Here is a 13,330-nt window from a genome sequence, read left to right on the forward strand (position 1 = left end):
CATATGGCGGAAACCTACCAAGAAGGATCGGGCGCGGGCGCCGACTTCGATCTGAGCCAGTTCTATCAGATCTTTTTCGAGGAAGCCGGCGAGAACCTGGACCAGATGGAGCAGATGCTGCTCGATCTGGACCTGAGCGCCGCCAATGACGAAGAGCTGAACGGCATCTTCCGGTGCGCCCATTCCATCAAGGGCGGCTCGGCCACGTTCGGGTTCTCCGATGTGGCGGAACTGACCCACCAGATGGAGTCCCTGCTGGACCGCCTGCGCCGCCACGAGTTGCAGCCGATCCCCCAGATGGTGGACGTGCTGCTGGAGTCGGCCGACGCCTCCCGCAGCCTTCTCGCGCGCCACCAGGCCGGGGGGCAGGGCGAGGCCGTGTCCACCGCGTCGCTGGTTCGGCGCATCAGTGACCTCGCAGCCGGACTGGTGCCCGACGCGTCTGCGCCGGTGGCGCCTCCGCCCGCCGTGGCGCCGGCCCCGGCGCCTGCGGTGCAGGCTGCAGCGCCCGCCACGCCGGCGCCCGCGGCACCCGCCGTGCCCGGCCAGAAGCGCCAGCTTCAGATCCAAGTGGGACCGCTGGAGCGCGTGGCCCAGGCGGATGCCCTCAAGGAACTGTTCCGCGACATCCCGGGCCTGGGCACCATCAGCGACCTGGAGTGCGCCCAGCCCAACACACGCCTGTTTGCGGTGGAAACCACGTCCACCGACGACGATCTGCTGGACCTCTTTGCGTTCCATGTGGCCAAGGAGCAGGTGCAGATCCGCGATGCTGCTGCTGCCGCCGGTGCGTCGCAGGCGGCGGAGTCCGGGGATGCGGTTGCCGCTACGGCGGATTCTGGTGAGGCCTACGGCTTCTTCCACGAGGCGCCGGGTGCGCCGCATGCGGAGGCAACCCCGGCCGCATCGGCGCCCGTGCAGGCGCCCAAGCCCGCCGCTGCCGCCGTCGCGGTCAAGGCGGGCGAGCCCAAGGCGGCCATGCAGGCACAGATGGAGTCCACCACCATCCGGGTGGATGTCAAGAAGGTGGACCAGCTGATCAATCTGGTGGGTGAACTCGTCATCACCCAAGCCATGCTGGCCCAGAACAGCCGGGGCCTGGATTCGGGGGCCTACCAGCAGTTGCTCGCCGGCCTGGCGGACCTGGACCGCAACACGCGCGATCTTCAGGAATCGGTCATGTCGATCCGCATGATCCCGATGTCCATCGTCTTCAGCCGTTTCCCGCGCATGCTGCGCGACCTGGCCAACAAGCTGGGCAAGAAGGTGGACCTGGTCACGCTGGGCGAAGCCACCGAGCTGGACAAGGGCCTGGTCGAGAAGATCACCGACCCGCTGACCCACCTGGTGCGCAACAGCTGCGACCACGGCATCGAGATGCCGGCAGACCGCCTTGCCAAGGGCAAGCCGGAACACGGCACCATCACGCTGTCGGCGTCCCACCAGGGGGGATCGATCGTGATCGAAGTGCGTGACGACGGCCGTGGCCTGTCGCGGGAGAAGATTCTGGGCAAGGCGCGCGAGCGCGGCCTCGACGTTTCCGACCAGATGAGCGACACAGACGTCTGGCAGCTGATCTTTGCGCCGGGCTTTTCCACGGCCGAAGAAGTCACGGACGTTTCCGGCCGCGGCGTCGGCATGGACGTGGTCAAGCGGAACATCGCGGCGCTCAACGGTTCCGTCGAGATCGATTCCGCCGAAGGGTATGGCATGCGGGTTTCGGTGCGCCTGCCGTTGACGCTGGCCATCATGGACGGAATGTCGGTGGGCGTGGGCGACGAGGTCTACATCCTGCCCCTGTCCTCCGTGGTGGAGTCCTTCCAGGTCAATGCCGATGACGTGAGCACGGTGGCGCAGGGCTCGCAGCTGGTGAAGGTCCGCGACGAATACATGCCGGTGATCGCGCTGGAGAAGATCTTCCAGGTGCCGCGGTTTGACCTCAACAAGTCCAGCAACATCATGGTGGTGGTGGAGGCCGACGGCAGCCGCGTGGCCCTGCTGGTGGACGAGCTGCTGGGCCAGCACCAGGTCGTGGTGAAGAACCTGGAGTCGAACTACCGCAAGGTCCCCAATGTGTCGGGCGCCACGATTCTGGGCGATGGCACCGTGGCCCTGATCCTGGACACCGGAGCCCTGGTGCGCCGCGCCCGCCACTAAAGAGATGGAACTGTGCGGACGCACCCGCGTGTGTGCGCCGCCGTCATGCAAGGAGAACGCACGATGAGTGTGATGGCTAAGACTTCAGAGGCGGTGTCCACGGGCGCCCGCGAGTACCTGACCTTTCGTCTCGACCAGGAAGAGTACGGGATCGACATCCTGAAAGTGCAGGAGATCCGCGGCTACGAGCCGCCCACCCGCATCGCCAATGCGCCGGCTTTCATCAAGGGCGTGGTGAACCTTCGCGGCACGATCGTTCCCATCGTGGACATGCGCCTGAAGTTCAATTGCGCGCAGGCGGACTACAACAGCTTCACGGTGGTCATCATCCTGAACCTGCGCAGCCGCGTGGTGGGCATTGTGGTGGATTCCGTGAGCGATGTGATGGAGCTCACGCCCGACAGCATCCGTTCGGCCCCCGATATTGAAAGCGCGATCGACAACAGCTGCATCCTGGGTCTCGGCTCGGTGGGTGAGCGCATGCTGATCCTGCTGGACATTGAAAAGCTCATGTCCAGTGTGGACATGGGGCTCGTGACGGCCAACGAATAGGCCCTCGTCTTCGCCTTGGCGGTGGCTCGGCCGCCGCTGGCACCAGGACAGGCGTGGCTTGCAGATCTTCTTCAGGAGCGAACAGGATTTCCGTCGGACGATCACTATGGCCCAACCCTCCAGCGCCCCATCGATAGCCCGCCCCTCCAGCGGCAGGCTGGATTCCGTGACTGCCTCGGCAGCCCCTCCGGCAGGGCCGCTGGCGCAGGGGCGGGAGTTCGTCTGGACCAATGCGGACTTTGCGCGGGTGCAGGCGCTGATTTACCAGCGTGCGGGCATCAGCCTGCACGACGGCAAGCACGCCATGGTGTACAGCCGCCTGTCGCGCAGGCTGCGGGAGACCGGGCACAGCAGCTTCCATGACTACCTGGGCTGGCTGGAAACGCACGATGGCCCGGAGTGGCAGGAGTTCATCAACGCGCTCACCACGAACCTCACGGCCTTCTTCCGCGAGCAGCACCACTTCGAGATCCTGGCCTCGCACCTGCGGAGCAAGCCCGGTGCCAACTGGCGGGTCTGGTGCAATGCCGCCTCCACAGGCGAGGAACCCTATTCCATCGTCATCACGGCGCTGGAAGCGCTGGGGGCCCATGCTTCTTTCAAGCTCGTGGCCAGCGACATCGATTCCCGCGTGCTGGCCACGGCCGCGCAAGGGGTGTACCGGCTCGACAGCCTCAAGGGCCTCAGCCCCGAGCGCCTGCAGAAGTTCTTCCTCCGAGGCAAAGGCACCAATGCCGGGATGGTGCGCGCCAAGCCCGAGCTGCGCCGGATGATTGACTTCATGAGCGTCAACCTCATCCGTGACGACTGGCCTTTCAAGGAGCCTTTCGATGTGGTCTTTTGCCGCAACGTGATGATTTACTTTGACGCTCCCACGCAGCGGCGTGTGCTGGAGCGCATCCACCGCGTCCTGAAGCCGGGCGGCATGCTGTTCGTCGGGCATGCCGAGAATTTCAGCGAATCCAGAGACCTGTTCACGCTGCGCGGAAAAACGGTGTACGAGCGCCGATGATCTGCTTGCTGCTGCGCACCTAGCACCATGACCACACTCCCTACTGGATCTCCATCCTCTGCACCGGCCGCAATGCCCGGCGTGCCGGAGCGGCGCCGTGCGCCCCGTATTGCGCCCTTGAGTGCGGATGTCTACGCCGCGGGCGGAAGAACCGTGCGGGAATCATCGCTGCAGGAACTCAAGGCGCGCAGCCGCAAGCCGGGTGAGGCCTCGTTTTTCTATCTGGACCACCATTTCCAGCACAACGCGGTGAAGGTTCTTCCGGGCGAGTATTTCGTCGCCGACGAGAACATGATCATCATGACCGTGCTGGGCTCCTGCATCGCGGCCTGCCTGTGGGACAGCCGTGCGCTGGTGGGCGGCATGAACCATTTCATGCTGCCCGATGGCGACGTGGCCGACGCCTCGGGCCGCTATGGCTCGTATGCGATGGAATTGCTCATCAACGAAATGCTCAAGCTGGGTGCGCGGCGCGAAACCATGCAGGCCAAGATTTTTGGCGGTGCGCAGGTCATGCACAACTTCACGACCATGAACGTGGGCGAGCGCAACACCAACTTTGTCCTGAACTACCTGCACACCGAGCGCATCCCCATCGTCTCCGAGGACGTGCTGGACATCTACCCGCGCAAGGTGGTGTTCTTTCCCGTAACGGGGAAGGCCATGGTCAAGCGGTTGGCTCACGCCCACCCCGAAGCGCTGGCGGCCCAGGAAGTGCGGGGCAATGCCGCCGTGGTGGCCAAGGCCACCTCGGGCGGTTCTGTCGATCTGTTTTAAGTAGAGAAGAAAAGGCGCGAGTGAATGAGCAGCAAAATCCGGGTGATCGTGGTGGACGATTCGGCATTGGTCCGCAGTCTGCTGTCCGAGATCATCAACCGGCAGCGCGACATGGAGTGCATCGGGACGGCCAATGACCCCTTGGTGGCCCGCGAGATGATCCGCGAGCTCAATCCCGATGTCATTACCCTGGATGTGGAAATGCCGCGCATGGACGGCATCGACTTTCTCGGGCGCCTGATGCGCCTGCGCCCGATGCCTGTGGTCATGATTTCCACGCTGACGGAGCGGGGCGCCGAGGTGACCATGCGGGCGCTGGAACTGGGCGCCGTCGATTTCGTGGCCAAGCCGCGCGTAGGGTTGGCCAGCGGCCTCAACGAACTGGCGTCGCAGATCGTGGACAAGATCCGCGTGGCGGCCGTGGCCCATGTGCGCCGGGCGCCGCCCGCGCGTGATGCCGCGGCGCCCGGGGCCGCCGCAGCCGCGGGCACAGCACCGCCGCCCGCGTCGGCACTGCTGGGGCGCCTGTCCACCGAGAAGGTGATCTGCATCGGCGCCTCCACGGGTGGCACGGAGGCGATCAAGGAAGTGCTGGTGCAAATGCCCGCCGATTCCCCGGCCATCGTCATCACCCAGCACATGCCGGCCGGTTTCACGACCAGTTTCGCCGCGCGCCTGAACGGTCTCTGCCAGATCACGGTGAAGGAAGCCGTGAACGGCGAGCGCATCCTGCCGGGACATGCCTACATCGCCCCGGGGGGCACGCAGTTTCACCTCGCGCGCAGCGGTGCGAACTACGTGGCCGTGGTGGACGATGGCCCGCCCGTGAACCGGCACAAGCCGTCGGTGGAGGTGCTGTTCAAGTCCGCGGCCGCCGTGGTGGGCCGCAACGCATTTGCCATCATGCTCACCGGCATGGGCAACGACGGGGCCGCCGCCATGCGCGAGATGAAGGACGCGGGCAGCTACAACTATGTGCAGGACGAGGCCACCTGCATTGTCTTCGGCATGCCGCGCGAGGCCATTGCCCACGGTGCCGCAGACGAGGTGCTGCCGCTGGGGCAGATCGCGCCGGCGTTGGTGGCGCGCCTGCGGGGCACCACAGACCGGCTCCACCACCGCATCTGACGCTGCCCGGCCCCCGCGCGCCGTGGTCGCCGCGGATGGCCGGTCGCACCGCCGGTCCGCTGGAACGGCGGGGTGCGCGGCGGACTATGCGGAGAGCGCGGTCCAGCGCTCCAAGGCCGCCATCAATTCGTCCTCGATCGCGCTGACCCGTGTCGCCATCGTGGTCGCCCGGGCGGGGTCCGTGCCGTAGAGGCTGCCGTCGGCCAATGCGTCCTGCAGTGTCTGCTGTTCCGCCTCCAGCGCCGCGATCTGCGCAGGGAGCTGCTCCAGTTCCCGCTGCTCCTTGTAGCTCAGCTTCTTTTTTGATAGCTGCTCGCGCTTGCTGGACGTTCCCTGAGATGCATTTTCACTCTTTTTTTCTTCCGTGCTCTTCTTTGCCGATGGCGCGGCAGCGCCGAGCACCGCGCGGCTGCGCTGCGATTGCGCCAGCCAGTCGCGCACGCCGCCTTCGTACTCGCGCCACAGGCCATCGCCTTCAAAGGCGATGGTGCTGGTGACGACGTTGTCCAGAAAGGTGCGGTCGTGGCTGACCAGGAAGACGGTGCCTTCGTAGGCGCCCAGCAGTTCCTCCAGCAGGTCCAGGGTGTCGATGTCCAGATCGTTCGTGGGTTCGTCCAGCACCAGCACATTGGCGGGGCGGGCAAACAGGCGGGCCAGCAACAGCCTGTTGCGCTCGCCGCCGGAGAGCGAGCGGACCGGCGAGTGCGCCCGCGCCGGGGAAAAAAGGAAATCGCTCAGATAGCTCTTGACGTGCTTGCGCTGGGAGCCGATCTCGATCCATTCGCTGCCGGGGCTGATGAAGTCCTCCAGCGTTGCGTCCAAGTTGATAGCCTGGCGCATCTGGTCGAAATACGCCACTTGCAGATTGGCCCCCTGGCGGATCGTTCCGGTGTCCGGGGCCAGTTCCCCCAGGATCATCTTCAGGAGCGTGGTCTTGCCGGCGCCGTTGGGGCCAATCAGCCCCACCTTGTCGCCGCGCAGCACCGTGCCCGTGAAGTTGCGGACGATGCACCGGTCCCCGAAGGACTTGCTCACCCCCGTCAGCTCGGCCACGATCTTGCCCTGGTAGTTGCCCGAAGCACCCGTGGCCACCTCCATGCGAACGCTTCCCACGGCCTCCCGGCGCGCGTCGCGGCGCTGGCGCAAGAGCTCCAGGCGGGCAATGCGGCTCTGGCTGCGCGTGCGCCGGGCCTCCACGCCGCGGCGTATCCAGACTTCCTCCTGCGCCAGCAGCTTGTCGGCCTTTGCGGCAACGACCGCCTCCTGCGCCAGTTGCTCCTCCTTCTGTGCCACGTACTGCGCGAAGTTGCCGGGGAAGGACCGCAGCTGCCCCCGGTCGAGTTCCACGATGCGCGTGGCGACCCGGTCCAGAAAGGACCGGTCATGGGTCACCGTGACCACGCTGCCGGGAAAGTCGAGGAGCAGATCTTCAAGCCACTCGATCGAGTCCAGGTCCAGGTGGTTGGTCGGCTCGTCCAGCAACAACACATCGGGACGGGCCACCAGGGCCTGGGCCAACGCCACCCGCTTCTTGGTTCCGCCCGACAGCGTTCCCACCACCGCTTCGGGGTCCAGGTGAAGGCGCTGTAGGGTTTCCGCAACCCGCTGCTCCCAGTTCCACGCGTCGTACGCCTCGATCTCCGACTGCAGGGCATCCAGGTCCACGCCTTCGGCTCCCGCCAGATACTGATCGCGCAACTGGATGGCGCGTTGCAATCCTTCCGACGCGGCCTTGAAAACCGTGGCCGCTGGATCCAGCGATGGCTCCTGGGCGACAAAGGCGATCCGGACGCCTTGCTGTACATGGAGCGTCCCATCGTCCGGCTTCGCCAGCCCCCCAAGGATCTTGAGCAAGGAAGACTTGCCAGCGCCGTTGCGGCCGATCAGCCCGACCCGCTCTGCAGGCTCCAGGGAGAAGGCGGCGTGGTCCAGCAGGGCAACGTGCCCAAAGGCAAGCTGCGCGTTCAGTAAGGTAATAAGAGCCATAGCCTGGGAATTATCGGTGGAGGGCTGATGGAGGCCTGTCCATGAGGCCGTTGTGGCGGCGGTGCGGCTGCCTAGGGCGTAGGCGGTGGGCGGGGGGCCGCCTGGAGTACACCTCTCTTTGCCCGCAGCCTGCTCCCGCAGCTTGTGAGGTCAAGGCCTCCGTGGGCAAAAAATTGAGAAAACTTTTCCCAGCCCCCCAGACCAGTGTTATAGTAGAGGGCTTCGCTACCCGCGCTGCTAGTTCTTTAGGGGACAGATGCTGCGGAGGTAAAGAAGAAAAAAAGTTTGGTCTTGGGTTGCAAGCGGCGTAAAAACCGGTATATAATTCAAGGCTTCGCTGATCGAAGGTGGTGCTGCAAGGTGCTGAATCTGATCGGTGATGAAAACAAAAAAGTTTTCAAAAAGTTTGACGGTTCTTTAAAAACCGTGCTAGAATTCAAGGCTCAGCTGATCGCAGCTAGGTCGAGATAAGAGAGAAGACTTCGGTCTGATTTGTTGTCTGGTTCATTAAAAACATACAGCCGATAAGCGTGGGCGTTTGATGGCGAGTGCCAAGGTTCTAGTAACCGAGTGCATAGCACTTAAACGCTCATGAGATAGAAGTGAAGTTCACTTCAATTCTTTTTATGAGTTGCTCGAAAGAGCGAAAAAATCAAGATCGAACTGTAGAGTTTGATCCTGGCTCAGATTGAACGCTGGCGGCATGCCTTACACATGCAAGTCGAACGGTAACAGGTCTTCGGATGCTGACGAGTGGCGAACGGGTGAGTAATACATCGGAACGTGCCCGATCGTGGGGGATAACGGAGCGAAAGCTTTGCTAATACCGCATAAGATCTAAGGATGAAAGCAGGGGACCGCAAGGCCTTGCGCGAACGGAGCGGCCGATGGCAGATTAGGTAGTTGGTGGGGTAAAGGCTTACCAAGCCTACGATCTGTAGCTGGTCTGAGAGGACGACCAGCCACACTGGGACTGAGACACGGCCCAGACTCCTACGGGAGGCAGCAGTGGGGAATTTTGGACAATGGGCGCAAGCCTGATCCAGCCATGCCGCGTGCAGGATGAAGGCCTTCGGGTTGTAAACTGCTTTTGTACGGAACGAAAAGACTCCTTCTAATAAAGGGGGTTCATGACGGTACCGTAAGAATAAGCACCGGCTAACTACGTGCCAGCAGCCGCGGTAATACGTAGGGTGCGAGCGTTAATCGGAATTACTGGGCGTAAAGCGTGCGCAGGCGGTGATGTAAGACAGATGTGAAATCCCCGGGCTCAACCTGGGAACTGCATTTGTGACTGCATCGCTGGAGTGCGGCAGAGGGGGATGGAATTCCGCGTGTAGCAGTGAAATGCGTAGATATGCGGAGGAACACCGATGGCGAAGGCAATCCCCTGGGCCTGCACTGACGCTCATGCACGAAAGCGTGGGGAGCAAACAGGATTAGATACCCTGGTAGTCCACGCCCTAAACGATGTCAACTGGTTGTTGGGTCTTCACTGACTCAGTAACGAAGCTAACGCGTGAAGTTGACCGCCTGGGGAGTACGGCCGCAAGGTTGAAACTCAAAGGAATTGACGGGGACCCGCACAAGCGGTGGATGATGTGGTTTAATTCGATGCAACGCGAAAAACCTTACCCACCTTTGACATGTACGGAATCCTTTAGAGATAGAGGAGTGCTCGAAAGAGAGCCGTAACACAGGTGCTGCATGGCTGTCGTCAGCTCGTGTCGTGAGATGTTGGGTTAAGTCCCGCAACGAGCGCAACCCTTGCCATTAGTTGCTACGAAAGGGCACTCTAATGGGACTGCCGGTGACAAACCGGAGGAAGGTGGGGATGACGTCAAGTCCTCATGGCCCTTATAGGTGGGGCTACACACGTCATACAATGGCTGGTACAGAGGGTTGCCAACCCGCGAGGGGGAGCCAATCCCATAAAGCCAGTCGTAGTCCGGATCGCAGTCTGCAACTCGACTGCGTGAAGTCGGAATCGCTAGTAATCGCGGATCAGAATGTCGCGGTGAATACGTTCCCGGGTCTTGTACACACCGCCCGTCACACCATGGGAGCGGGTTCTGCCAGAAGTAGTTAGCCTAACCGCAAGGAGGGCGATTACCACGGCAGGGTTCGTGACTGGGGTGAAGTCGTAACAAGGTAGCCGTATCGGAAGGTGCGGCTGGATCACCTCCTTTCTGGAAAACAGCATTCAAGATTGAACGCCCACACTTATCGGTTGTTGGAAGAAGCCGCAGACCAGCGAAGGGATTCGCTTGGATGTGGAATGGGTCTGTAGCTCAGCTGGTTAGAGCACCGTCTTGATAAGGCGGGGGTCGTTGGTTCGAGCCCAACTAGACCCACCAAATTCCGATGGCAAGATACGTGAGAGGACACTGGGGGATTAGCTCAGCTGGGAGAGCACCTGCTTTGCAAGCAGGGGGTCGTCGGTTCGATCCCGTCATCCTCCACCACCAACGCACTGGTAATTCAACACCAAAGTGGCTTTGCAAGAGGCTACTTTGTTGTTGATCAATATCGATTGATCAATCGGCTGTTCTTTAAAAATTCATAGAGTCGAATCAGCGTTGTCAGAGGAAACTGCACATTCGTAAAGGTTTAGTGCAGACCGTGCCTCTGATGACAATTTTTTGATTGCGTCAAAACGAATATTCAATAAGCGAAAGCTGATTGAAATTCAGTAATGACGAATGTTCTTTGATAGTGATATCGAGGAAATATTCACATTACGGCATAACGCGCCAGGTGAAAGACCTGGCAAGTCCTTGAAGATGATGGCGATATCTTGAAAGAGATGTCAAAGTTATAGGGTCAAGTGACTAAGAGCATGTGGTGGATGCCTTGGCGATTACAGGCGAAGAAAGACGTGATAGCCTGCGATAAGCTTCGGGGAGCTGGCAAATAAGCATTGATCCGGAGATTTCTGAATGGGGAAACCCACCTCGCAAGAGGTATCGCATGATGAATACATAGTCATGCGAGGCGAACCGGGTGAACTGAAACATCTCAGTAGCTCGAGGAAAAGACATCAACCGAGATTCCGAAAGTAGTGGCGAGCGAAATTGGAAGAGCCTTCTAGTGATAGCACGACTGTTAGCAAAACGGGATGGAAAGCCCGGCCATAGTAGGTGATAGCCCTGTATGCGAAAGCAGACGTGTGGTACTAAGTTAGAGAAAAGTAGGGCGGGGCACGAGAAACCCTGTCTGAATATGGGGGGACCATCCTCCAAGGCTAAATACTCGTAATCGACCGATAGTGAACCAGTACCGTGAGGGAAAGGCGAAAAGAACCCCGGGAGGGGAGTGAAATAGATCCTGAAACCGCATGCTTACAAAAAGTCGGAGCCCGCAAGGGTGACGGCGTACCTTTTGTATAATGGGTCAGCGACTTACATTCAGTGGCAAGGTTAACCGAATAGGGAAGCCGTAGAGAAATCGAGTCCGAATAGGGCGAATCAGTCGCTGGGTGTAGACCCGAAACCAAGTGATCTATCCATGGCCAGGATGAAGGTGCCGTAACAGGTACTGGAGGTCCGAACCGACTAGTGTTGCAAAACTAGCGGATGAGCTGTGGATAGGGGTGAAAGGCTAAACAAACTTGGAAATAGCTGGTTCTCTCCGAAAACTATTTAGGTAGTGCCTCAAGTATTACCTTCGGGGGTAGAGCACTGTTTAGGCTAGGGGGTCATGGCGACTTACCAAACCTATGCAAACTCCGAATACCGAAGAGTACAGCTTGGGAGACAGAGCACCGGGTGCTAACGTCCGGACTCAAGAGGGAAACAACCCAGACCGCCAGCTAAGGTCCCTAAAATTGGCTAAGTGGGAAACGAAGTGGGAAGGCTAAAACAGTCAGGATGTTGGCTTAGAAGCAGCCATCATTTAAAGAAAGCGTAATAGCTCACTGATCGAGTCGTCCTGCGCGGAAGATGTAACGGGGCTAAGCCAGTTACCGAAGCTGCGGATGTGCAATTTATTGCACGTGGTAGGAGAGCGTTCTGTAGGCCTGTGAAGGTGTCTGGTAACGGATGCTGGAGGTATCAGAAGTGCGAATGCTGACATGAGTAGCGTTAAAGGGGGTGAAAAGCCCCCTCGCCGTAAGCGCAAGGTTTTCTACGCAACGTTCATCGGCGTAGAGTGAGTCGGCCCCTAAGGCGAGGCAGAGATGCGTAGCTGATGGGAAACAGGTCAATATTCCTGTACCGATCAATAGTGCGATGTGGGGACGGAGAAGGTTAGCTCAGCCAACTGTTGGATATGTTGGTTCAAGCCTGTAGTCGTGCCTGGTAGGCAAATCCGCCGGGCTTAGATGAGGGGTGATAACGAGGCTGCTTGCAGCCGAAGTGAGTGATACCCTGCTTCCAGGAAAAGCCACTAAGCTTCAGCTATTGACGACCGTACCGCAAACCGACACTGGTGCGCGAGATGAGTATTCTAAGGCGCTTGAGAGAACTCAGGAGAAGGAACTCGGCAAATTGATACCGTAACTTCGGGAGAAGGTATGCCGCAAGTAGGTGATCTTGTACAAAGGGAGCCCAACGCGGTTGCAAAAAATCGGTGGCTGCGACTGTTTAATAAAAACACAGCACTCTGCAAACACGAAAGTGGACGTATAGGGTGTGACGCCTGCCCGGTGCTGGAAGATTAAATGATGGGGTGCAAGCTCTTGATTGAAGTCCCAGTAAACGGCGGCCGTAACTATAACGGTCCTAAGGTAGCGAAATTCCTTGTCGGGTAAGTTCCGACCTGCACGAATGGCGTAACGATGGCCACACTGTCTCCTCCTGAGACTCAGCGAAGTTGAAATGTTTGTGATGATGCAATCTCCCCGCGGAAAGACGGAAAGACCCCATGAACCTTTACTGTAGCTTTGTATTGGACTTTGAACAGATCTGTGTAGGATAGGTGGGAGGCTTTGAAGTGAGGTCGCTAGATCTCATGGAGCCAACGTTGAAATACCACCCTGGTGTGTTTGAGGTTCTAACCTAGGTCCATCATCTGGATCGGGGACAGTGCATGGTAGGCAGTTTGACTGGGGCGGTCTCCTCCCAAAGCGTAACGGAGGAGTTCGAAGGTACGCTAGTTACGGTCGGACATCGTGACGATAGTGCAATGGCATAAGCGTGCTTAACTGCGAGACTGACAAGTCGAGCAGATGCGAAAGCAGGACATAGTGATCCGGTGGTTCTGTATGGAAGGGCCATCGCTCAACGGATAAAAGGTACTCTGGGGATAACAGGCTGATACCGCCCAAGAGTTCATATCGACGGCGGTGTTTGGCACCTCGATGTCGGCTCATCTCATCCTGGGGCTGTAGCCGGTCCCAAGGGTATGGCTGTTCGCCATTTAAAGAGGTACGTGAGCTGGGTTTAAAACGTCGTGAGACAGTTTGGTCCCTATCTTCCGTGGGCGCTGCAGATTTGAGGAAGCCTGCTCCTAGTACGAGAGGACCGGAGTGGACACACCTCTGGTGTATCGGTTGTCACGCCAGTGGCATTGCCGAGTAGCTAAGTGTGGAAGAGATAACCGCTGAAAGCATCTAAGCGGGAAACTCGTTTCAAGATGAGATCTGCCGGGGCCTTGAGCCCCCTAAAGAGTCGTTCAAGACCAGGACGTTGATAGGTCAGGTGTGGAAGCGCAGTAATGCGTTAAGCTAACTGATACTAATTGCTCGTGCGGCTTGACCCTATAACTTTGATAGCCAAC

6 protein-coding genes, 2 tRNA genes and 2 rRNA genes are annotated in these 13,330 nt (G+C 59.6%); 9 read left to right on the plus strand and 1 reads right to left on the minus strand.

Annotated elements, in window-relative coordinates:
* Positions 1-3: 3 nt before the first annotated feature.
* From ACOYR3_RS04510 to ACOYR3_RS04530, 5 genes are all read left to right on the plus strand, one after another.
* Positions 4-2,157, plus strand: coding sequence for a chemotaxis protein CheW (locus ACOYR3_RS04510; protein ID WP_422845291.1), 2,154 nt, complete (start codon positions 4-6; stop codon positions 2,155-2,157).
* A gap of 63 nt (positions 2,158-2,220) precedes the next feature.
* Positions 2,221-2,709: a chemotaxis protein CheW gene (locus ACOYR3_RS04515; protein ID WP_422845292.1), complete on the plus strand. Its 489-nt coding sequence runs from the start codon at positions 2,221-2,223 to the stop codon at positions 2,707-2,709.
* Between the two features lie 106 nt (positions 2,710-2,815).
* The gene (locus ACOYR3_RS04520) at positions 2,816-3,721 is read left to right on the plus strand and encodes a CheR family methyltransferase (RefSeq protein ID WP_422845293.1); all 906 of its coding nucleotides are present in this window, start codon (positions 2,816-2,818) and stop codon (positions 3,719-3,721) included.
* 27 nt (positions 3,722-3,748) lie between these two features.
* On the plus strand, positions 3,749-4,498 hold the full coding sequence (gene cheD, locus ACOYR3_RS04525; RefSeq protein WP_422845294.1) for a chemoreceptor glutamine deamidase CheD: 750 nt from the start codon (positions 3,749-3,751) through the stop codon (positions 4,496-4,498).
* A gap of 24 nt (positions 4,499-4,522) precedes the next feature.
* The gene (locus ACOYR3_RS04530; protein ID WP_422845295.1) at positions 4,523-5,626 is read left to right on the plus strand and encodes a protein-glutamate methylesterase/protein-glutamine glutaminase; all 1,104 of its coding nucleotides are present in this window, start codon (positions 4,523-4,525) and stop codon (positions 5,624-5,626) included.
* Between the two features lie 84 nt (positions 5,627-5,710).
* Here ACOYR3_RS04530 and ACOYR3_RS04535 read toward each other — a convergent pair whose 3' ends face one another.
* The gene (locus tag ACOYR3_RS04535; RefSeq protein ID WP_422845296.1) at positions 5,711-7,612 is read right to left on the minus strand and encodes an ATP-binding cassette domain-containing protein; all 1,902 of its coding nucleotides are present in this window, start codon (positions 7,610-7,612) and stop codon (positions 5,711-5,713) included.
* Between the two features lie 660 nt (positions 7,613-8,272).
* Between ACOYR3_RS04535 and ACOYR3_RS04540 the strand changes: the two genes are divergently transcribed.
* The 4 genes from ACOYR3_RS04540 to ACOYR3_RS04555 all read left to right on the plus strand — a co-directional run bounded on the left by ACOYR3_RS04540 (position 8,273) and on the right by ACOYR3_RS04555 (position 13,312).
* Positions 8,273-9,801: ribosomal RNA gene (locus ACOYR3_RS04540) — 16S ribosomal RNA — on the plus strand.
* Positions 9,802-9,892: 91 nt separating this feature from the next.
* Positions 9,893-9,969: transfer RNA gene (locus ACOYR3_RS04545), tRNA-Ile, on the plus strand.
* A 32-nt stretch (positions 9,970-10,001) separates the two neighbouring features.
* Positions 10,002-10,077: transfer RNA gene (locus tag ACOYR3_RS04550), tRNA-Ala, on the plus strand.
* Positions 10,078-10,433: 356 nt separating this feature from the next.
* Positions 10,434-13,312, plus strand: a 23S ribosomal RNA gene (locus ACOYR3_RS04555).
* Together the 16S and 23S rRNA genes with 2 tRNA genes alongside form the textbook arrangement of a ribosomal RNA operon.
* The last annotated feature ends 18 nt before the right edge of the window (positions 13,313-13,330 follow it).

This window comes from Acidovorax sp. M2(2025) (assembly GCF_049330835.1).
Taxonomy (GTDB): Bacteria; Pseudomonadota; Gammaproteobacteria; order Burkholderiales; family Burkholderiaceae_C; genus Acidovorax.